At 70.3% G+C, this 20441-nt stretch carries 18 protein-coding genes; 4 read left to right on the top strand and 14 right to left on the bottom strand.

Going from position 1 to position 20441, the window contains the following annotated elements; all coding sequences use genetic code 11:
• Positions 1 to 18: 18 nt before the first annotated feature.
• Both P5G52_RS08040 and P5G52_RS08035 read left to right on the top strand, forming a co-directional pair.
• Positions 19 to 408 carry a nuclear transport factor 2 family protein gene (locus tag P5G52_RS08040; RefSeq protein WP_301226309.1) on the top strand — a complete coding sequence of 130 codons (390 nt, stop codon included), beginning with the start codon at positions 19 to 21 and terminating at the stop codon, positions 406 to 408.
• 206 nt (positions 409 to 614) lie between these two features.
• The gene (locus tag P5G52_RS08035) at positions 615 to 1442 is read left to right on the top strand and encodes an SRPBCC family protein (protein ID WP_301226307.1); all 828 of its coding nucleotides are present in this window, start codon (positions 615 to 617) and stop codon (positions 1440 to 1442) included.
• Positions 1443 to 1615: 173 nt separating this feature from the next.
• Here P5G52_RS08035 and P5G52_RS08030 read toward each other — a convergent pair whose 3' ends face one another.
• From P5G52_RS08030 to alr, 7 genes are all read right to left on the bottom strand, one after another.
• Complete coding sequence (locus tag P5G52_RS08030; protein ID WP_363321905.1) at positions 1616 to 1912, bottom strand: ArsR/SmtB family transcription factor; 297 nt, start codon at positions 1910 to 1912, stop codon at positions 1616 to 1618.
• A gap of 140 nt (positions 1913 to 2052) precedes the next feature.
• Complete coding sequence (locus tag P5G52_RS08025; RefSeq protein WP_301226305.1) at positions 2053 to 3288, bottom strand: MFS transporter; 1236 nt, start codon at positions 3286 to 3288, stop codon at positions 2053 to 2055.
• 87 nt (positions 3289 to 3375) lie between these two features.
• Positions 3376 to 4497, bottom strand: coding sequence for a tRNA (adenosine(37)-N6)-threonylcarbamoyltransferase complex transferase subunit TsaD (gene tsaD / locus P5G52_RS08020; RefSeq protein WP_301226303.1), 1122 nt, complete (start codon positions 4495 to 4497; stop codon positions 3376 to 3378).
• Complete coding sequence (rimI, locus tag P5G52_RS08015; protein ID WP_301226301.1) at positions 4494 to 4976, bottom strand: ribosomal protein S18-alanine N-acetyltransferase; 483 nt, start codon at positions 4974 to 4976, stop codon at positions 4494 to 4496. Before rimI ends, tsaD begins: the two co-directional genes overlap by 4 nt.
• On the bottom strand, positions 4973 to 5674 hold the full coding sequence (gene tsaB, locus P5G52_RS08010) for a tRNA (adenosine(37)-N6)-threonylcarbamoyltransferase complex dimerization subunit type 1 TsaB (RefSeq protein WP_301226299.1): 702 nt from the start codon (positions 5672 to 5674) through the stop codon (positions 4973 to 4975). The genes rimI and tsaB overlap by 4 nt, the downstream gene beginning before the upstream one ends.
• A gap of 9 nt (positions 5675 to 5683) precedes the next feature.
• Entirely contained in the window at positions 5684 to 6226 is a 543-nt protein-coding gene (tsaE, locus tag P5G52_RS08005; protein ID WP_301226297.1) for a tRNA (adenosine(37)-N6)-threonylcarbamoyltransferase complex ATPase subunit type 1 TsaE, read from the bottom strand.
• Positions 6210 to 7397 (bottom strand): alanine racemase, encoded by a 1188-nt coding sequence (alr, locus tag P5G52_RS08000; protein WP_301226295.1) that lies wholly within the window; start codon positions 7395 to 7397, stop codon positions 6210 to 6212. The genes tsaE and alr overlap by 17 nt, the downstream gene beginning before the upstream one ends.
• A 107-nt stretch (positions 7398 to 7504) precedes the next feature.
• Between alr and P5G52_RS07995 the strand changes: the two genes are divergently transcribed.
• Positions 7505 to 8083, top strand: a complete 579-nt coding sequence (locus tag P5G52_RS07995) for a GIY-YIG nuclease family protein (protein ID WP_301226293.1) — start codon at positions 7505 to 7507, stop codon at positions 8081 to 8083.
• A 22-nt stretch (positions 8084 to 8105) separates the two neighbouring features.
• Here P5G52_RS07995 and P5G52_RS07990 read toward each other — a convergent pair whose 3' ends face one another.
• Positions 8106 to 9239 carry a PfkB family carbohydrate kinase gene (locus tag P5G52_RS07990; protein ID WP_301226291.1) on the bottom strand — a complete coding sequence of 378 codons (1134 nt, stop codon included), beginning with the start codon at positions 9237 to 9239 and terminating at the stop codon, positions 8106 to 8108.
• Between the two features lie 115 nt (positions 9240 to 9354).
• Between P5G52_RS07990 and P5G52_RS07985 the strand changes: the two genes are divergently transcribed.
• Complete coding sequence (locus tag P5G52_RS07985) at positions 9355 to 10725, top strand: family 4 glycosyl hydrolase (protein WP_301226289.1); 1371 nt, start codon at positions 9355 to 9357, stop codon at positions 10723 to 10725.
• A gap of 25 nt (positions 10726 to 10750) precedes the next feature.
• Here the strand turns inward: P5G52_RS07985 and P5G52_RS07980 are convergent, their stop codons facing one another.
• From P5G52_RS07980 to glgX, 6 genes are all read right to left on the bottom strand, one after another.
• Positions 10751 to 11503: an HpcH/HpaI aldolase family protein gene (locus P5G52_RS07980; RefSeq protein WP_301226287.1), complete on the bottom strand. Its 753-nt coding sequence runs from the start codon at positions 11501 to 11503 to the stop codon at positions 10751 to 10753.
• Positions 11504 to 11593: 90 nt separating this feature from the next.
• A complete protein-coding gene (mgrA, locus tag P5G52_RS07975) occupies positions 11594 to 12640 on the bottom strand; it encodes an L-glyceraldehyde 3-phosphate reductase (protein WP_301226285.1) in 1047 nt (348 codons plus the stop codon).
• A 55-nt stretch (positions 12641 to 12695) separates the two neighbouring features.
• Positions 12696 to 13895, bottom strand: coding sequence for a GGDEF domain-containing protein (locus P5G52_RS07970; RefSeq protein ID WP_301226283.1), 1200 nt, complete (start codon positions 13893 to 13895; stop codon positions 12696 to 12698).
• Between the two features lie 158 nt (positions 13896 to 14053).
• Positions 14054 to 15808, bottom strand: a complete 1755-nt coding sequence (treZ, locus tag P5G52_RS07965; RefSeq protein WP_301226281.1) for a malto-oligosyltrehalose trehalohydrolase — start codon at positions 15806 to 15808, stop codon at positions 14054 to 14056.
• Entirely contained in the window at positions 15805 to 18126 is a 2322-nt protein-coding gene (gene treY / locus P5G52_RS07960) for a malto-oligosyltrehalose synthase (RefSeq protein ID WP_301226279.1), read from the bottom strand. The genes treZ and treY overlap by 4 nt, the downstream gene beginning before the upstream one ends.
• 48 nt (positions 18127 to 18174) lie before the next feature.
• A complete protein-coding gene (glgX, locus tag P5G52_RS07955) occupies positions 18175 to 20361 on the bottom strand; it encodes a glycogen debranching protein GlgX (protein ID WP_301226277.1) in 2187 nt (728 codons plus the stop codon).
• Positions 20362 to 20441 lie beyond the last annotated feature (80 nt).

Here is a 20441-nt window from a genome sequence, read left to right as displayed (position 1 = left end):
CGGCGGTAGCATCGGCCCATGGAATGTACCGAGGTGATCCGGCGGTACTGGTCGTCGGTGTGGAGCAGGGACTGGAAGGCCGTCGGTCAGGTACTGGCCGAGGACGTGGAGGTGTTCTGGCCCGTCACGCGCGAGGTCATCCGAGGCCGGGACAACATGGTGGCCGTGAATTCCGAGCGTCCGAACGGCTGGAGCATCGACGTCCTGAACGTCTACTCCGCCGGCGAGGTGGTGGTGTCCGAGGTCCAGGTGCCGCAGGAGGACGTCGGCATCTTCCGCGTCGTGTCGATCTGGACCGTGGCCGACGGCGTCATCAGCTCGGGCCGCGAGTACTGGACCCTGTACGGCGGGGAGGAGGGCAGGGACTGGCGCCGCAGGTATGCGGACGTCGGCGACCTGCCCTCCTGAGGACCCGGAGGCAGCAGGCGTCCGATCCGCCTGCGGGCCGACCTCGGCCGGGGCCCGGAATCGTCGCGCGGCTCGTCGGGCATCGTCGTCCGGCTCGTCCGGCAACACGCCGGGCGTGCCCGGTACTGGCCATATCCCCGGCGCACACCATATGCTAAGCATGCTGATGAATCAGCGCACGTATCCCACCAGCCAAGGAGGGCAAGATGACCACGAAGGTCGAAGAAACCGTTGTAGTGAATCTTCCAGTGACGACCGTGTACAACCAGTGGACGCAGTTCGAGGAATTCCCGCACTTCATGGGCGGCATCAAGCAGATCACCCAGCTCAGCGACGACCGCCTCGAGTGGGTCGCGGAGATCGGCGGGATCCGCCGCCAGTGGGAAGCACGTATCCTCGAGCAGGTACCGGACCGGAAGGTCTCGTGGGCGGCTACGGAGGGTGCGACCAATGCAGGCACCGTCTCCTTCGAGGACCTCGGCGGGACGACCCGCGTCAACCTGGTGCTGGAATACGAGCCCGAGGGACTCGTCGAGAAGGTCGGCGACAAGCTGAACGTCGTCGAGAACCAGGCGAAGGCCGACCTCCAGAAGTTCAAGACATTCATCGAGTCGGAGAGCTACTCCACCGGCGCCTGGCGCGGCACCGTGGCCGGACAGCCCGGAACTCCCACCGTCGAGGACGCCGAGCAGTCGCGGGGCGACAGCGGCAAGGCCGGTGTGTCCGGCAAGGTCGCTGCAGGGGTCGGGCTCGCCGCGGCAGCAACGGTGGCAGGGGTAGCTGCAGCAGCAGCGAACAAGGGGAAGGAAGAGGAGACCGAGACCGAGGTCTCCACGGTTCCGGTCACCGAAACCGCCCCCGTCGCGCCCGAGACGTCGATCCCGGCGACCACTCCCGTCGTCAGTGACACAGACATCGACGCCGTTCCCGCAGTGGACGGGATCCCGGGCACCGGTGTCCCCTCGGACAGCCAGGGCCTCCAGGACGACACGCTGACCGACGGCGATCCGATCAACCGCCGGGGCACGCTCTAGTCCCAGAAGTTCCGTGGATGGGCCGGACTCCTTCGGGGGTCCGGCCCTTGCGCGTTCCGGGCCCCGACCACCCCGGTGGAACGGGGCGCGGGTTCCCGGTACGCGGCGCGGGAGGGGCGTCGCGTCTGGCCCCCAGCGAGAACGTCCAATTTAGGGCGAGCCAACCGGCACGGTCATTCCGCGTGGACGGGCTCCCCGGTGACACGGTGGTCCGCGTGGTTCATTCCTTCGAGGATGAGCCGGGCGAGGTGCCCGTCGATGATGCTGTAGACCACGTTCCGCGCCTCCTTGCGGGTGGACACGAGGCCCGAGAGCCGCAGTTTGGCCAGGTGCTGGCTCACGGCCGTCCGGTTGGCTCCGGTGGACGCGACGAGGGTTCCGACGTCGGCCGGCCCCTGCGTGAGGAGCCACAGGATGTGCAGCCGTGTCGGGTCCGCGAGCATGCGGAAGGTGGCTGCGCCCGCCTCCAGTCGCTGGTGGTCCGGCGCGACCTGATGGACGAGGCTCGGACCGGCCGGGTGGCCGTCGGGCCCCGCGGCAGCCTGCTGCCGCGGATCACTCTCGCTGATGCCGCCCTCCCCCGCTCGATACCGCCTCCGGTCCCCCTACGCTACCGGCTCAGCGCGGCCCCGGCGGCGGCAGGCGACTCGGCCGCCGTCGGCCAGGACACCAGGGCCGCGATGGTCCCGACGACCGCGATGGCGGCGAGCACCGAGGCCGCCGCCGGCAGGCCCGCGGCAGCACCGACCCACCCGGCCACCGGGTAGGTCAGCATGAAGCAGGCGTGGGACAGGGAGAACTGCGCGGTGAAGACGTAGCTCCTCGTGGCGTCGGTGGCGACGCGGCGCAGCAGGCGCGAGGACGGCATGCTGATCATCGACGTGCCGACGCCGAGGAGGACCCACAGGCCGAGGAAGCTCCACCACGGTGCTCCATATCCCGCGACCAGGGCGGCCCCGAGGAGTCCGAGAGGAAGGAGCGCGGCACCCACCAGCATGAAGGTGCGGTCCGGTACCCGCTCGAGGATCCGTGGTGCGAGGAACGCGACGAGCATCGATCCCGCGCCGTACACGGCCAGGGCGAGCGCGACGTCGGTGTTGGTGCCGGCGAAGAGGTCCCGGGCGTAGACGACGGTATTGACCAGGACCATCGCGGTCGCTGCGGCGACCACCAGGTTCAGGGCCATCAGTCCGCGCAGGCTCGGGGTCCGGAGGAAGATGCGGGAGCCGAGCGTGGTGCGGTGCAGCAGGGACCCCTGGTGTCGTCCGGCCGCCGGTATCCGGGGCAGGCGGGTGATGAGGACCAGGACCGCGGAGGCGAGGAACCCGAGCATCGTGCCCAGGAAGAGGTTCGAGAAGGACAGCACGGTCAGCAGGGCCGCTGCGAGCAGCGGGCTGACGAGGGATTCGACGTCGTACGCCAGGCGGGACAGCGACAGGGCCTTCGTGTAGTCCTTCTCCTCGGGCAGCACGACCGGGATCAAGGCCTGGAACGCGGGCGTGAAGGTCGCGGAGGCCGACTGCAGGAGGAACACGAGCACGTAGACCTGCCACACCTGGTCGACGAAGGGAAGGCCCAGGGCGATGACGGCGCGTACCAGGTCCGCTCCGACCAGCACGCCCTTGCGGGGCAGGCGTTCCACGAGCGCCGCCATCACGGGGGCGACGAAGACGTAGGCGATCATCTTGATCGTCAGCGCGGTGCCGAGCACCGCTCCGGCGCGGTCTCCCGCCAGGTCGAAGGCCAGGAGGCCGAGCGCCACGGTGAGCAGTCCCGTGCCGAGGAGTGCCACCACCTGCGCGGTGAAGAGGTTGCGGTACGCCGTGTGGCGGAAGACGGAGAACATGGCCGGCCGTTTCAGTAGGGAGCAGTCTCCCCAGTATAAGTGCATGTCTGCGCACCTATGAACCGGAAGGGCCGACGCCGTCAGGCCTCAGGCCTCCGGGAGGACGATGCTCGTGACCGGCAGGGACGGGTTCGTCCCGAAGGCGATGCCGCTCGGACGGCCACCGTCCAGCACGATCTGCGCCCCGAGGGCGGCCACCATCGCCCCGTTGTCGGTGCAGAGCGACGGCGCCGGGACGGTCAGGGTGATCCCTGCGGCAGCGCACCGCTCCGCCGTGAGCTCGCGGAGTCTCCGATTGGCTGCGACTCCACCGCCCAGGAGGAGGTTGGTGATGCCGTGCTCCCGGCAGGCGAGGACGGCCTTGGACGTGATGATGTCCACGACGGCCTCCTGGAAGGACGCGGCGATGTCCGCGACGGGGAGCTGCAGCCCCGCCGCCTCGTACTGTTCCACGGAGCGGGCGACGGCGGTCTTGAGACCGCTGAAGGACCAGTCGTAGCGGTGCGGGCCCGGCTCCTCGGCCGTCCCCATGTACTTCGGCTGCGACAGGCCGCGCGGGAAGCGGATGGCCTTCGGGTTGCCCTCCCGTGCCAGCCGGTCGATCGCGGGGCCACCGGGATAGCCGAGGCCCAGGATGCGCGCCGTCTTGTCGTACGCCTCGCCTGCGGCGTCGTCGATCGTGGATCCCAGCAGTTCGACGTCGCTCGCGATGTTCCCCACGCGCAGGATCTCGGTGTGTCCGCCGGAGACCAGGAGCGCGCCGAGGTTGGGCGGCAGGCCCCCGGCGAAGGTGCCGCCGACCATCCCGACGCCCACGTGGGCCACGAGGTGGTTGATCGCGTACAGCGGTTTGCCGGTGGCGACGGCGAGCGCCTTCGCCGCGGACACGCCGACCATGAGGGCGCCCGAGAGGCCCGGCCCGGCCGTAACGGCAATGGCGTCGATCTCGTCGAGGGTGACACCGGCGTCGTCGAGCGCGGCCCGGAGCGTCGGCACGAACGCCTCGAGGTGGGCGCGGGAGGCGATCTCCGGGATGACGCCGCCGAACCGCACGTGCTCGTCCATCGAGGACGACACCGTGTTGGTCAGCAGCTGCGTACCCCGGACGATGCCGACACCGGTCTCGTCGCAGGAGGACTCGATGCCCAGGACCAGGGGACCGGGGGCACCCCCCGTGGTTGCAGGGCCCTCTGCGGGGACGGTGTTCACTGCGTTTCTCCTTCGGCGGCCGGCAGGACGAGCCTCATGATCCAGGCGTCGATGCCGTCCCGGTAGTAGTTCCGCCGGGTGTGGATCTTCTGGAAACCGAACCGCGTGTACAGCTGCTGGGCGCGGGGATTGTCGGCACGCACCTCCAGCATCACGTTGTCGGCGCCGCGCCGCCGGGCCTCGGCGAGCAGTTCGGTGAGCATGGTCCGCCCGATGCCCCGGCCCTCGAAGCGCGGCAGCACGCCGATGGTCTGGATGTCGGCCGTCGTGTCGATGACCATCATGCCCGCGTACCCCACCGGGTCGCCGTCCACCTCGGCCACGATGTAGCGGCGTGTGTCCGGCTGGAAGAACTCGGTGTAGAACATCTCGAGCGGCCAGGCGTCGGTCGGGAACAGCTCGTTCTCCAGCCGCCCGATGGTCTCGATGTCCTCGAACGCCATGTCCCGCACCGTGAAGCCCATACCCTCGGAGCTCATGCCGTAGCCCGCTTCCGTGGTCCCGGGACCTGGGCATCGGATTCGCGCAGGTACAGCGGGGAGGTGTCCGGCAGGGCCGTCCCGGCGAGGAGGCGCAGCCGGGCCACGCGGCCGAGCGAGGCGGCATCGGGATCCGCGAGGGCCCCGACCCCTTCGACGTCGTCGGGGTACAGGGCCGCCGCCCTGCCCACGAGCGGCAGGCCCTTCGGCAGTCCCGCCGCCGGACCGACGTGGGGGCCGTCGAGGAGTTTCGGCAGCTCCGGGTGGACGTCCTGTCCGGGCTGCACGCCGTTGCTGGACGGCGCGCGGTACGCGGCCCAGTAGACCTCGCCCCGGCGCGCGTCCGTTCCCACGAGGAACTCGCTCCCCGGAGGGAGGGTGCCGCTCGCTGTGGCATCGAAGGCCAGGGCGTCGAGGCTCATGACTCCGTGGAGTGGTACCCCCCAGACGAAGGCGAGGGTGCGCGCAGTCACGAGTCCGGCACGCAGTCCCGTGAAGGGTCCGGGTCCGACGCCCGCGACCACGGCGTCGAGGTCCGGGCCGGCCACTCCGGCATCGGTCAGGATTCTGTGCACTGCCGGGGCGAGGACCTCCGCGTGGGAGCGCGTGTCGGCGCTGCCGAACCGGGCGACGACGTCGTCGTCGCGCAGGAGCGCGACCGTGGCGGCGGCGGAGGTGTCGAGGGCGAGGAGAAGCACCCATCCAGCCTAGTCGAGCGGGAGTGCCGGCTGCCGTCCGCTCCAGCGCGGGCCGAAGCCCGAGAGGGTGACGGTGCGCACTTCGTCCTCGCCGTCGTCGTCGAAGTCGATCACCGGACCGCCGGACGCCGCTTCGGTGCTTCCCAGCGGCCGCACGATATCGACCCGCAGCCAGCTGTCGCTCAGGTGCTCCACCCGGCCGGCTCCCCATTCGACGACGGTGACATTGGAATCCATGGTGGCTTCGAGGTCGAGATCGTCGACAGCGGCGGCGTTGCCCAGCCGGTACGCATCGACGTGGACGAGGCCCGGTCCGCCGTCCGCCGCCGGATGCTGGCGGACGAGCACGAAGGTGGGCGAGATGATGCGGTCCTCGACGGACAGTCCCCGCCCCAGACCCTGCGTGAAGGTCGTCTTGCCCGCGCCGAGCTCCCCCGACAGGACCAGGAGATCCGCCGGACGGAGGTGCGGGGCGAGCGCGGCGGCGAGCCCCTGCAGCTCAGCGGCGGAGCCGACGGCGTACGTCCGGGCCCACTCAGGCGTCGCCGTCACGGCCCGCCTCCTGGGCGCGGTTCTGGACACTGTCCTGGGTGCGGTCGATGTAGACGCGCTCGACGCGGCCGCTGATGCGGGTGACCACCTCGTAGTTGATGGTCTGCGCGGCGGCAGCCCAGTCCTCCACAGGAGGAGAGCCCGTTCCGCCGAACAGGACGGCCCGCTTGCCCAGCGGGCTGTCCGGCGTGTCGACCAGGCCCGTGGTGCCGAAGTCGATGACGAGCTGGTCCATGGCGATGCGCCCGACCACGGGGTAGATCCTGGTGCCGACCAGGACGGGCGCGCCGGTCGCGATGCGCGGGACACCGTCCGCATATCCGACGGGGATGAGCCCGAGCGTCGTCGGCTTCTGCGTGCGGTACGCGTACCCGTAGGAGACGCCCTGGCCGGCGGGCACCTCCTTGCAGTTGGAGACGGTGGTGCTGAGCGTCATGACGGGCTGCAGCCCGAGGTCGGCGGACCCCTGGTCGGAGAAGGGCGAGAGGCCGTAGATGCCGAGGCCCACGCGGACGAGGTCGAAGTGGCAGTCGGGCCGCGAGAACGTCGCAGGGGTGTTGGCCAGGTGGCGGATCTCGACGTCGATCCCCGCGTTCTCCGCGGCGGCGACGGCCTCGCGGAACGCCTGCACCTGCAGGTCGGTCTCCGGCCGCGCGGGTTCGTCGGCCATGGCGAGGTGGGAGAAGATCCCGACGACGCGGATCAGCCCTTCCTCCTGGTACTGCGCCGCCCTGCTGAGCAGGGCGTCCCACTTGTCCGGCGGACAGCCGTTGCGGCCCAGCCCGGTGTCGATCTTCAGATGCACGATCGCGGGCCGCTCCAGTTCCCGGGCCGCAGCGGTGACGTGCTCCAGCTCCCACCCGGAGATCCCCAGGTCCAGCCCGTGCTCGACGCCGGCGACGAAGTCGGTCCCCGAGGTGTGCAGCCACGCGAGGATCGGGGCCTCGATGCCCGCCTTGCGCAGCCGGACACCCTCGCTGACATGGGCGACCCCGAGCCAGGCCGCACCCGCCTCCAGAGCGGCCCGCGCCACCGGGACAGCGCCGTGGCCGTACGCATCGGCCTTGACGACGGCCATGACGCGGGCCGGATGGGCGATGTCCCGGAGGTGGCGGATGTTGTGCCGCAGGGCGTCGAGGTCGATTTCTGCGGCACGTTCGGTGGAAGTCACTCAGCCCATTCTGCCAGTTTTCGCAGGGCCGTCCCGGCGGAAGCAGCCGTTCCGGAACGGCTGGATCCGGGTTGCGCGGGGGATGCCGGGCATGGAAGATCGACTCCGTGTCCGATTCCCGGCCGAGCGGCCACCCGTGCGTCCTCCCGGGCGATGACGGACGGCCGTGCGGGCGCCCCTCCGGCGGTACGCCCTTCGCGCTCTGCCCCGCCCACGTGGAGCTGGTCGTCGAGTGGGCCGGGACGGAGTGGGGCACCACCGACCTGCTGCCGGTGCCCTGCCGCGCCTGCGGGTCGCGGCTCGGAGTGCGGTATCCGTCCGGGTGGGCGTGCGCGGCCTGCGAGTGGCGCGTCGGTGATGTCCTCGACGACGGACTGCCGCCCCCGCGCGTCGACGTCGTCTACTACATCCGCTTCCAGGACCGCGTCAAGATCGAGACGACGGCGAACCCGCGCCGGCGGCTGGCCCGGATCTGGCATGACGAGGTGCTCGCGTTCGAGCGCGGCGACCGGCTCGTCGAACACCGCCGCCACGAGCAGTTCGCGGCCTGGCGCCTCGACCGCTCCGAGTGGTTCAAACTCGCGCCCGAGGTGGAGGACCATATCGGCCGCCTCGCGGCAGGGGTCGACGATCCCTGGGCGCGGTACGCGCGCTGGCTCGGGGAGGCGGCCGCCCTGCACGGGTAACCGGCATCTCGGCGGGCCCCGGTCACAGGGTGCCGGGCATCTCCCCACGCCATTTGGGCGTACGCGACGGCGACGCGTCGGAGTGCCGCGCGATGGTCGCCGTCGCCCGGCGGACCGCCTCGACCGGCACGTCGGAGACCAGGTCCTCCAGAAAGGCGTAGCGGCGCAGCCACTGCTTCCGGACGCCGTCGCGCCCCGCGCTGACCCGCCGCCACCAGTCGGCGATGTCACCCCAGCCGGGCGCGGCCAGTGAACCACCCACGTGCTGCACGGACAGCGATGCGCAGAGGTTCGCGAAGCTGAGGCGGTCGGCGAGCCGGAAACCCGCCAGGTCGCCCATGACGAACGCCGCGCCGAAGCAGTCGCCCGCCCCGGTCGGATCGTAGGCGGACACGGGCAGGGCGGGTACCCATTCCTCCTCACCGGTCAGCGAGTCGATGGCCATCGCACCCTGCTGGCCGACCGTCACGACGGCCACGGGCACACGGTCGGCGAGGGAGTAGAGGGCCGCCCAGGGGTCCTCCGTCCGGGTGTACGCCATCGCCTCACCGGCATTGGGCATGAACGCGTAGAAGTGCTCGAGCGAGGAGAGCGTCTCCGGCGCCCACTCCCCCGCCGGGTCCCAGCCGACATCACCGAACAGCTTCGTGCCGCCGGCCGCGGCCGTCAGCGCCCACGGTTCCATCTCCTGCTCCAGTCCGACGATGGCGGCCCGGCACGACGGCGGTGTTCCGATCAGTTCGGTGGCGCGCAGCGGTGACGGATGTCCGTGCGTGATCATCGAGCGGTCATGGTGCACCGACAGGGACACCGTGACCGGGGAATGCCACTGCCCGAAGACCCGGGACCGTGAGAGGTCCACGTGCTCCTGGTCCTGCAGCACGTCCCAGTTGAACTGGCCGTAGCCGTCGTCGCCGAAGGCCGCAGAGAGGGTGGTGCGGAGTCCCAGCCTGCTCGCGGCGATGGCCTGGTTGGCGATACCGCCGGGCCCCGACCCCATGCCGTCGGTCCACACCTCCGTGCCCGGGGACGGAAGCTGCTCCAGGCCGGTGAAGATGATGTCGAAGAACACCTGCCCGGCGAGCAGGAGGTCGAATTCGGGTCCGTCCGGGCCGCGCAGAGCCGCTAGCGGATCGAAGCGGTGCTGTTGGGACATGTACGGCACAATACTTGCAGAACGCCGGACGCGGGCGGCGGCACCGGAACGTGCGGCGCCCGACGACGGCGGCTCCCACGCGGGAGAACAGGCCACGACGGAAGCAGGACGAACCGTGCCCACAGCGAACGGAACCGGTGCCACCCTCGTCATCGCCGGCGGCGGAGGCTTCCGGGTGCCCCTCGTGTACCGCGCCCTCTCCGACGGGCCGTTCGCCGGGCTCGTGTCCGACGTCGTCCTGCTCGATGCGCTGCCGGAGCGGGCGCAGGCCATCGCCCGGGTGCTCGATGCCATGCCGGCGGCCGGCGGCGGTCCCGCACCATCGGTCCGGGTGGAGGAACGCCTCGAGGACGCCCTGCCCGGCGCGGACATCGTCTTCGCCGCGGTCCGCAGTGGCGGAACGGAGGGACGCATCCTCGACGAGCGCGTGGCCCTGTCCGCCGGACTGCTCGGGCAGGAGACCGTGGGCGCGGGCGGCATCTCCTACGCCCTGCGCTCCATCCCGGACATGATGCGGGTCGCCGCCGCCATGCGTGACCTCGCGCCGAAGGCATGGCTCATCAACTTCACGAACCCCGCCGGGATGGTGACCGAAGCGGTCTCGACGGTCCTCGGCTCCCGGGTCATCGGCATCTGCGACTCGGCCTCGGGACTCATCACGCGGGCCGCACGGGCGGCGCAGGTGGACCTGCGGGGCTCGCTCACCGGCGTCGACTACGTAGGGCTGAACCACCTGGGCTGGCTCCGGGGACTCGACGACGGCGGGGGCGACCGCCTCCCCGGCCTGCTCGCCGATCCGCTGCGCCTGTCCGGTTTCGAGGAGGGCCGCCTGTTCGGTCCGGACCTCCTCCGGGTCCTCGGCGCCCTGCCCAACGAGTACCTGTTCTACTACTACTTCCACCGCGAGGCCCTGCTGTCGATCCGCAGCGCGGATCGAACGCGCGGGGAGATCCTGCGGGATCAGCAGCGCGGCCTCTATCCGGGCCTCGCTGCGGCCGACGATCCGTTCGCCGTGTGGGAGGACGCGCGGCGGGAACGGGAGTCCGGCTACCTCGCCGAGGCCCGTGCGGCGGACGAAGAGCGGGACGAGGCGGACCTCGCCGGCGGCGGCTACGAGCGCGTGGCCCTCCAGGTCATGCGGGCGCTGCTCACGGGCACGCGCTCGGAACTCGTCCTGAACGTCCGCAACGGGTCCACCTTCCCCGGGCTGCCGGAGGACGCCGTCGTCGAGGTTCCGTCCGTCGTGGACGCCGGCGGCGCACGGCCGCTTCCCGCCGCCCCCCTGACTCCGCACCAGCTCGGTCTCATGTCCACCGTGAAGGCCGTCGAGCAGCAGACGATCCGGGCGGCGGTGCACCGGGACCGCGATTCCGCACTACGGGCCCTGGCGGGACATCCCCTGGTCGATTCGTTCCATGCGGCGGTGAGGGTCCTCGCAGGCTACGAGGAGTCGTTCCCCGCGCTGAAGGCGTCCTGGGCCGGCTGAGCCTGCCCGCGGCACCCATGCGCCCTCAGGCGTCGCCGTGCACCTGGCGCCGGACCGCCTCGACGCCGAACGGCAGCAGGGCGGTGTCCGTGGTGGCGGCGATCCAGGAGAAGCCCGCCCCGGCGAGCAGCACGGCCCGTCCGGGTGTTCCGGCGTAGGCGCCGGCCAGGATCCCGGCATTCCTGCAGGCACGGACGATCCGTCCGAGCGGCGTGCCGTCACCGGTGGCTGCCAGGAGGTCCTCCACGTCCAGTCCCAGGGCGAGCGACAGATCGAACGGACCGACGAAGACCATGTCCACCCCGGGCACGGAGGCGATCTCCTCGACGGCGTCGAGCGCGTCGGCGGTCTCGACCATCACCGCGCACAGCGGGACGTCGTGAGGTCCGCCGTCGGACCCTGGGCCGTACGCCGGCCTGCTCCCCTGCAGCGGACCCCAGCTGCGGGCACCGTGCGGCGGGTAGCGGCTCGCCGCGACAGCCGCTTCGGCGTCCGCCACGCTGCTGACGAGGGGGACGACGACGCCGTCCGCGCCGGCGTCGAGCGCCCGGCCGATCAGCGCGGCGTCGTTGGCGGCCACGCGCACGAGCATCGGGGCTGCGTCCGCCGACCGGTGGCCGAGGGTGTCCCGGAGCGAGCGGTCGTCGAAATGGCCGTGCTGGGCGTCGAGGCCCACCCAGCCGAGACCCGACCGCGCGAGTTCGCCGGTCAGGCGGGGCTCGCCGAGCGTGGCCCAGAGGCCGAGCAGCGGATCAGAGGACGGTGTTCCGGGAGTCATGCCCCCATTGTGTCGGACCCAGGGCATCCGAGGGCGGAACGGAGTCGGATGGCGGGCCGAAAAGCCTGGACCGCCATCCGGATCGGAGCATCAGGCGTCGAGCGCCCGGGCCCACAGGTTGATGTCCGAGTCGACGGCGAACTCGTCGATGGCGCGCAGTTCCTCGGACGTGAAGTCGAGGTTCCGCACCGCCGCCAGGCTGTCCTCCAGTTGCCGCACGCTGGACGCGCCGATGAGCGCCGACGTGATGGGCGTGCCCTTGGCCTGGGGACGCAGGATCCAGGCGATGGCCATCTGGGCAAGGCTCTGTCCGCGCTGCTCCGCGATCCCGTTGAGTCCGCGCACGCGGCGGAGGTTGTCCTCCGACAGGTGGTCCTCCGACAGCGACTTGGACGCAGCCGCCCGGGAATCCGCCGGCACGCCGTCGAGGTAGCGGCTCGTCAGCAGGCCCTGCGCGAGCGGGGAGAACGCGATGGAACCGGCGCCGACGGTCTCGAGGGCCTCGGGAAGGTTCGGCGTCCCGTTCTCCACCCAGCGGTTGAGCATCGAGTAGGAGGGCTGGTGGATGAGCAGCGGGGTGCCCAGGTCCTTCAGGATCGCTGCGGCTTCCAGGGTGCGCTCGGGCGAGTAGGACGAGATGCCCGCGTACAGGGCGCGGCCGGACCGGACGGCCGTGTCCAGGGCACCCATGGTCTCCTCGAGCGGGGTCCCGGGATCCGGGCGGTGGCTGTAGAAGATGTCGACGTAGTCGAGGCCCATCCGCTCGAGCGACTGGTCCAGGCTCGCCAGCAGGTACTTCCGCGAGCCGAAGTCACCGTACGGGCCGGGCCACATGTCGTAGCCGGCCTTGCTGGAGATGACGAGTTCGTCGCGGAACGGCCGGAAGTCGTCCTTCAGGTGACGCCCAAAATTGGTCTCCGCGCTTCCGTAGGGCGGCCCGTAGTTGTTGGCCAGGTCGAAGTGGGTGACGCCGAGGTCGAACGCCCGGCGCAGGATGGCCCGCTGCGTGTCGAAGGGCTTGTCGTCCCCGAAGTTGTGCCACAGTCCGAGGGACACGGCGGGCAGGTGCAGGCCGCTCTTTCCCACGCGGCGGTAGGGCATCTTCTCATAACGGTCTTCAGCGGGGTGATAGGTCATCCCTTCATCCTAGGCGAGCGCCCGCCTGCCCCCGCGGAGCTCCGGGCCCCCGGCCCTACTGGAGCCGGAAGTGCGCCTGGACCTGCTCCGCCGACCCGGTCCTGCGCGGAGGTCGGACCGCCCGGACGGAGCGGTTCCGTCCGCCGGCCTTCGCCGCATACAGCGCCCGGTCCGCGGCGGCGATCGAGGCGTCGAGGTCGTAGTCGGCTGCCTCGAGAGCGGCGACGCCGTAGCTCACCGTCGGCATCTGGATGCCTCCGGGCGCGGAGTGTCCGCGGAGGGCCCTGCTCACCTCCCGGGTGATGTCCTCGCTCCGCGCGACGGACGCCCCGGGCAGCAGGAAGACGAACTCCTCGCCGCCGTAGCGTCCCACGAGGTCGGTGGACCGGACGGTGTCCGTGCTGGCGTCGGCGAACGCCTTGAGCACCGCATCCCCCGCGGGGTGCCCGTGCGTGTCGTTGACGGCCTTGAAGAAGTCGAGGTCCGCGAGGATCAGGGTCCCGGGGCTGCTGGTGCGCGCCAGCCGGTCCACCTGGACGCGCGCGAGGTCGAGGAAGCCCGCGCGGTTGAGGAGCCCGGTCAGCGAGTCCCGGTCCGCGCGCCTTCGGAGGTCCGTGGCGATCTGCTCGGCGCTGAGGGCGGCGGCGCTGAAGGACACGACGACGAGGAGGAGCATGGTGATCAGGGTGGTGATCCCCGAGCCGAAGTAGGTCGTGAAGACGTGGCCGTCCTGGCCGCCGGCGACGAACGCGACGCACCGCCCCAGGTAGAGGAGCGCGAGGAACCCGGACGCGAACGCCAGTGGCGCCTGCACCCTGCTGTAGCTGCTGGGCAGGCGCCACAGCTCCCAGGAGGCGAGGCCGATGGTCAGCGACATCATGCCGAGGAACACCGGGCCTCCCGACCACGTGTTCGTCGCAGGACTGTCGACCACCGAGGCGAGCAGGGTCAGGAGCGGAGCCGCCGACAGCTGGAGCCATGCGGGTTTGCTGGTGCGGAGGGTCCGCGCGCCGGCCCAGACGCTGGTGGCCCCCATCACCAGCAGCATGTTGCCCAGCGGGTTGGCCCACACCTGGTGGACGGTGCCGTCCAGCAGGTACGCGAAGGAGCCCGTGAAGAAGAACGCGATGGCGGCGCACCACCAGGCGCTGTAGGCGGACCGGGTCTGGCGGAAGGCGACGGTGTAGAACAGCACGAAGAGGGTGACGGCAAGAGCGCCGAACGCCACCCGCAGTGTCGTGATGTCCAGGGTCATGGTGTTCCTGCCGCCTCGTGCTTCCCGGTCCCGTTCTCCTGCAGGGACGCGACCGGCCTTCCCCCGGGGAAGGAGTCCCAGCCCAGTATGACGGAGTCCCCTGACCCTTCGGCCGATCCGGTCCCCGGTCCTGCCGGAACCCTTGGAGAGTCCCCGAGCTACCCTGCGGAGAGGCTGAGGACGACAGACGCGTGGGGCGGCACCTGCACGCCGTCGTCGAGCAGCCCGACGCCATCGACCGTGGACAGCAGGACGTCCGCGTCCGCCCCGCGCACGGGCACGGTGACCAGTGCGTCGCCCAAGTTCAGGACGACGGCGGTGCTGCCGCGGTGCAGGACGAGCCAGCGGTTCTCCTCGTCGAAGTCCACCGAGATGCTGCCGAAGTCGGCGTCGCGCAGTTCGGGGCGGGAGCGGCGCAGGCGGATCAGTTCACGGTAGGTGGCGAGCAGTTCGGCGTGGTGCCCCTGCTCCGCCTCCGCCCAGTCCAGCTTCGCCGAGGCGAAGGTCGCCGGGTCCTGGGGGTTGGGGACGTCCTCGGGCTTCCAGCCCATGCGCTCGAATTCCTTCAGGCGCCCCTCCGCGGTCGCTTTGCCGAGTTCAGGCTCCGGGTGGGAGGTGAAGAACGGCCACGGCGTGGAGGCGCCGTACTCCTCACCCATGAACAGCATCGGGGTGAAGGGTCCCAGGATGGTCAGGACGGCGGCCTGCGCGAGCTGCGCCGGGTTCAGCGTGGCGCTGATGCGGTCGCCGGCGGCCCGGTTGCCGATCTGGTCGTGGTTCTGGGCCGCGACGACGAGCTGGAGGGGCGAGACGCGGGACGGATCGATCTCGCGGCCGTGGTGGCGTTCGCGGAACGACGAGTAGGTCCCGTTGTGGAAGAAGCCCTTCTCCAGGACCTTCGCGAGGGCGCCGACCGAGTTGAAGTCGAGGTAGTACCCCTCGGTCTCCCCCGTGAGGTTGACGTGCACCGCGTGGTGGAAGTCGTCGCTCCACTGGCCCGCGAGGCCGTACCCTCCCACGTCGCGGCCCTGGATGAGCCGCGGGTTGTTGAGGTCCGACTCCGCGATCAGGAACAGCGGCTTGCCGAGTTCGGCGGCGCATTCGTCGGTGCGCTCGGCGAATTCCTCGAGGATGTGGACGGCGCGCTCGTCGTGCAGGGCGTGGACGGCGTCGAGGCGCAGGCCGTCCACGTGGTAGTCCGTGAACCACATGAGCAGGTTCTCGACGACGTAGTCGCGCACCTCGTCCGACTGCGGTCCGTCGAGGTTCAGGGAGTCACCCCACGTGTTCGACATCCCCTCCGTGAGGTACGGGCCGAAGAGGCCGAGGTAGTTCCCGCTGGGGCCCAGGTGGTTGTGGACGACGTCCTGGATGACGCCGAGGCCCTTCTGGTGGGCGGCGTCCACGAAGCGCTGGTAGGCGGCCGGCCCGCCGTAGGTCTCCTGGACGGCGTACCAGAGGACGCCGTCGTAGCCCCAGTTGTGGGTGCCGTTGAAGGCGTTGACGGGCAGCAGCTCGACGTACTGCACACCGAGGTCGACGAGGTGGTCCAGCTTGCCGATCGCGGCGTCGAGCGTCCCCTCCGGCGTGAAGGTGCCGAGGTGCATCTCGTAGATGACGCCGCCGTTGAGGCCGGGCGACTGCCAGGACTCGTCCTGCCAGTCGTGGGCGGACGGGTCGAAGGTGCGCGAGAGTTGGTGGACGCCGTCGGGCTGGCGGCGCGAGCGCGGATCGGGCACGGGCGTGTCGGAGCCGTTGACGAGGTAGCCGTAGGAGACGTCGTCGGTGGCTGTCGGAGCCTTTTCCGGGTGCCACCAGCCTCCCTCGCCCTGGGTCATGGGGTACTCGGTGCCGTCGGCGACGAGGGTGAGGGACTCGGCGCGGGGCGCCCAGACGTCGAACGGTGAACTCATGATGCGTCCTCCTGGACCAGTAGGGCTACGGGGAAGGTGGAGAAGATGTCGGCCGCGCGCACGGTGCCGCCGTGGACAGCGGTACCGGTGAGGGCGCAGGTGTAGCTGCCGGGTGGGAGCTCGATGGTCGTCCCGCCCCAGCCGCCGCGCTGCGCGAGTCCGTAGGGCAGGCGGGTGAGGAGCGTGACCGCTCCCCCGCGATCGAAGCCGAAGACGTGGTCCGCGGCCTCCCCGGACGCCGGGACGGCGGTGTAGCCGGTGAACAGTTCGGGGCGGTCCCGGCGCAGCTTCAGGGCGCGGGTCACCACGAGCAGCTTCGCGTGCGCGTCGGCCCCGAGCGGGGGCAGTGCCCCGAAGTTGAGGTCGGTGAGCACCTGCCGGCGTGCGTCGTAGTCCACCTCGCGGCGGTTGTCCGGATCCACGAGGGAGGTGTCCCAGAACTCCGTGCCCTGGTACACGTCCGGCACGCCGGGCATGGTCAGCTGGAGCAGTTTCAGGCCGATGGAGTTCGACCATCCCGCCTGCTGGATCCGTGCGACCAGGCCTTCGATGACGGCGTTGACCGAGGCGTCGTCGAACGCGGCGTCGACGGCGGCGTGCATGCCGCGCTCGAACTCCTCGTCCGGCGCCGTCCAGTGCGTGCTCAGGTCGGCCTCGCGCGAGGCCTTCTCCGCGTAGGCGTGGGCCCGTTCCCTGCTGAGCGGCCAGGCCCCGATCAGGGACTGCCAGAGCAGGGGCGCGAAGGTCGGATCCCCGATGGGTGCGAGGTCCTCGAGCCCCGAGAGCACATCGGTCCAGACATCGGGCAGTTCGGACAGCACGGAGATCCGCGAGCGGGTGTCCTCGCTGCGCTTGGTGTCGTGCGTGCTGAGCGTGGTCATGGCCAGCGGGCTGTCCGTCTCCCGCTCGAGCAGCCGCCGGTGGAGTTCCAGCGGATCCAGCGAGAAGATCGCAGGATCGGCACCGACCTCGTTGAGCGAGACGAGCCGGGAGTAGCGGTAGAACGCCGTGTCCTCGACGCCCTTGGCCATGACCATCCCCGAGGTCTGCTGGAACCGCCGTGCGAGTTCCGTCAGCCCGTTCGCACCGTCGGCCCCGTCCAGGAAGGGGTTCAGGAGCGGGTGCAGCGCGGTGATGGTGGCCGCGAGGTCGGGGCGGCGCACCTGCGCGTCCCGCACCGCCTCGGCGAGGTGGTCGGCGCCGCCCGGGAGGTAGCTGCGGTAGACGGGGAAGCAGGTCAGCAGCTCGGCGATCGCATCGGCCGCGGAATCGGCGTCGAGGTTCGCATCGTCCGGGACGAGCCGTGCGAGGCGCAGCACCTCGGAGCGGAGGATGCCGTCGGCGATGCCGCGCTTGGTCCCGTGGATCATCTCGTGGAACGGGTCCACGGGCACGGACTGCGTGAGGACGTGCTCCCCGGCAGGGTCGGTGAAGAGCCGATCGATGTCGGCGAGCGCGTCGTAGCCCGTGGTGCCCTCGGTGGCCCAGTCCTCCGGGAGCTTCTCCCCCGGCTCGAGGATCTTCTCCACCAGGACGTAGGCACCGCCGGTCAGGGTGAAGAGGTCGTCGAGGTAGCCCTTGGGGTCGGCAAGTCCGTCCGGGTGGTCGATGCGCAGCCCGTCCACGAGTCCCTCGTCGAACCACCGCTTCACTTCGCTGTGGCTCTCCTCGAACACCCATGGCACCTCGACGCGCAGGCCCGCCAGGGTGTTGACCCCGAAGAAGCGCCGGTAGTTCAGCTCGGCGTCGGCGCGGCGCCAGTTCACAAGTTCGTAGTGCTGGCGCGCGTGGACCTCGGCGCCCGTGTCACCGGGATGGGCCGTGCCCTCGGCGATCGGGTAGCGGTTGTCGTAGTAGTGCAGTTCGCCGTCGACGACGGTGAGCTGGTCGAGCTCGCCGTCGCCGTCGCCCAGGACCGGCACACGGATGCGCCCGTTCCCGGCGTCCCAGTCGACGTCGAAGGCCTCCGCCATGCGTGAGCCGCGGCCCTCCTTCAGGAGTTCCCACCACCACGCGTTGTCGGCCGGCGTCTCGATGCCCATGTGGTTCGGGACGATATCCACGAGCACCCCCATGCCCGCGGCCCGGGCAGCCTTGCTGAGAGCGGCAAGGCCGCCGGGACCGCCGCGGTCGGGGTCGACGGCGGTGGGGTCGGTCACGTCGTAGCCGTGGCCGGACCCCTTCTCCGCCGTCAGGATCGGCGACAGGTACACCCAGTCCACTCCGAGGTCGTGCAGGTACGGCACCAGGGCCGCAGCCCGATCCAGGTCGAACTCGCTCCGGATCTGCAGCCGGTAGGTCGATTTCGGTGTCAACACGTGGGGGTCCTCCTGGGATGGGGGGTGGGTGTACCTGTCGGGGTGGTGCTAGGGGGTACCGGTCTTGGCGGTGACCTCGTTGGCGAGGATCGCCAGGGATGCCGCGACCGAGTGGTCGAGGTCCTCGACCTCCGTGTGCGCCCGCAGGACCACCATGGACTTCGCCTCGATCGAGATCGTGGCGCCGGCAGGAATCGCCTCGCTGTCGGCGTACTTGCCGGCCGTGTCGATCACTTCGTCCCACGAGGTCCCGTACTCGTCGGAGGGGATCGTGAAGTCCACGGCCTCGTCGTGGGCGTTGAAGTACAGGAGGAAGTTGGCGTCGACGATGCGCTGGCCGCGCGCATCGCGGCCCTGGATGCCCTGGCCGTTGAGGAACACCCCGATCGAGCGGCCGAAGCCACTGTTCCAGTCCTCGGGCGCCATGAGCTCGCCGGACGTGTCGAGCCACACGATGTCCGGCAGCGCCTCGCCCTCGCCGCGGCGCACGGGACGCCCGTCGAAGAAACGGCGGCGGCGGAAGGTGGGATGCTCGGACCGCAGGTGGTTCACCGCCGCGGTGAATTCGAGCAGGGGCTGGTCCATCTTGTCCCAGTGCACCCAGCTGAGTTCGGAGTCCTGGCAGTAGGTGTTGTTGTTGCCCTGCTGCGTCCTGCCCAGCTCGTCTCCGTGGAGCAGCATCGGGACACCCTGCGAGAGCAGGAGGGTCGCGATGAAGTTGCGCTGCTGCCGCACGCGGATCGCGAGCACCTCGGGGTCATCGGTGGGGCCCTCCACCCCGCCGTTCCATGAGCGGTTGTGCGATTCGCCGTCGTTGTTGTCCTCGCCGTTGGCCTCGTTGTGCTTCTCGTTGTAGGACACGAGGTCGCGCAGCGTGAACCCGTCATGGGCTGTGACGAAGTTGATCGACGCCACGGGGCGGCGCATCGAGTGCTCGTACAGGTCCGCGGAGCCGGTGAGGCGTGAGGCGAACTCGCCGATGCTGGAGGGCTCCCCGCGCCAGAAGTCGCGGACCGTGTCGCGGTACTTGCCGTTCCACTCGGTCCACTGCGGCGGGAAGTTGCCCACCTGGTAGCCGCCGGGGCCGACGTCCCACGGCTCGGCGATGAGCTTCACCTGCGAGACCACGGGGTCCTGCTGCACGAGTTCGAAGAAGGCCGAGAGGCGGTCCACCTCGTAGAACTCGCGGGCGAGGGCCGAGGCGAGATCGAAGCGGAAGCCGTCGACGTGCATCTCGGTGACCCAGTAGCGCAGCGAGTCCATGAGCAGCTGCAGGGAGTGCGGGTTGCCGACGTTGAGCGAGTTGCCCGTGCCCGTGGTGTCCATGTAGTACTGCTTGTCGTCCTCCACCAGGCGGTAGTAGGACGCGTTGTCGATGCCGCGCATCGAGATGGTGGGGCCCATGTGGTTGCCCTCGGCCGTGTGGTTGTAGACGACGTCGAGGATGACCTCGATGCCGGCGAGGTGCAGCTCGCGCACCATGGCCTTGAACTCCTGGACCTGCTCGCCCTGGTCGCCCGAGGAGTTGTACTTGTTGTGCGGCGCGAAGAAGCCGATGGTGTTGTAGCCCCAGTAGTTGGAGAGGCCCTTCTCCTGCAGCGTGCTGTCGTTGACGAACTGGTGCACGGGCATCAGCTCGATCGCCGTGACGCCGAGCTTCTGCAGGTGCGCGATCACGGACGGGTGCGCGATACCTGCGTAGGTGCCGCGCTGCTCCTCCGGGATGTCCGGGTGCAGCTGGGTGAGTCCCTTGACGTGGGCCTCGTAGATGACGGACTGGTGGTACGGCGTGCGCGGCATGCGGTCGCCGTCCCAGTTGAAGAAGGGGTTGACGACGACGCCGAGCATCATGTGCGCCGCGGAGTCCTCGTTGTTGACCGAGTCCGGGTCACCGAAGTTGTAGCCGAACAGCGCCTGATCCCAGTCGAGGTCACCCGAGATGGCTTTGGCGTACGGGTCCAGAAGGAGCTTGTTCGGGTTGCAGCGGTGTCCCTCGGCCGGGTTGTTGGGGCCGTGGACCCGGTAGCCGTACTTCTGTCCGGGGGTCACGTGCGGCAGGTAGCCGTGCCAGACATAGCCGTCGACCTCTTTCAGCTCGACGCAGGTCTCCGTGCCGTCATCGTCGAAGAGGCAGAGGACGACGAGGTCCGCGACCTCGCTGTAGAGCGCGAAGTTCGTCCCCGTGCCGTCGTAGGTCGCTCCCAGGGGATACGCATCGCCGGGCCATAGTTCCATGAGTTCTCCTTGGTGTCTTCTGCCGCGGACGCCTTTCGGGGCGGCCGCGGTGATACTGGCAGGCTTCGGGGCTGGTGCCC

Origin of the sequence: Arthrobacter burdickii (genome assembly GCF_030433645.1) — a bacterium.
GTDB classification, from domain to species: Bacteria; Actinomycetota; Actinomycetes; order Actinomycetales; family Micrococcaceae; genus Arthrobacter_D; species Arthrobacter_D burdickii.
Note: the sequence above shows the minus strand (reverse complement) of the source record. Positions and strands in the feature narration are given on the sequence as shown.

Bases quoted from the DNA above. Each gene is read 5' to 3' on its own strand.
- P5G52_RS08040 (WP_301226309.1), top strand. From the start codon at position 19: ATGGAATGTACCGAGGTGATCCGGCGGTACTGGTCGTCGGTGTGGAGC.
- P5G52_RS08035 (WP_301226307.1), top strand. From the start codon at position 615: ATGACCACGAAGGTCGAAGAAACCGTTGTAGTGAATCTTCCAGTGACG.
- P5G52_RS08025 (WP_301226305.1), bottom strand. From the start codon at position 3,288: ATGTTCTCCGTCTTCCGCCACACGGCGTACCGCAACCTCTTCACCGCG.
- rimI (WP_301226301.1), bottom strand. From the start codon at position 4,976: ATGAGCTCCGAGGGTATGGGCTTCACGGTGCGGGACATGGCGTTCGAG.
- P5G52_RS07990 (WP_301226291.1), bottom strand. From the start codon at position 9,239: ATGTCCCAACAGCACCGCTTCGATCCGCTAGCGGCTCTGCGCGGCCCG.
- P5G52_RS07980 (WP_301226287.1), bottom strand. From the start codon at position 11,503: ATGACTCCCGGAACACCGTCCTCTGATCCGCTGCTCGGCCTCTGGGCC.
- mgrA (WP_301226285.1), bottom strand. From the start codon at position 12,640: ATGACCTATCACCCCGCTGAAGACCGTTATGAGAAGATGCCCTACCGC.
- P5G52_RS07970 (WP_301226283.1), bottom strand. From the start codon at position 13,895: ATGACCCTGGACATCACGACACTGCGGGTGGCGTTCGGCGCTCTTGCC.
- treZ (WP_301226281.1), bottom strand. From the start codon at position 15,808: ATGAGTTCACCGTTCGACGTCTGGGCGCCCCGCGCCGAGTCCCTCACC.
- glgX (WP_301226277.1), bottom strand. From the start codon at position 20,361: ATGGAACTATGGCCCGGCGATGCGTATCCCCTGGGAGCGACCTACGAC.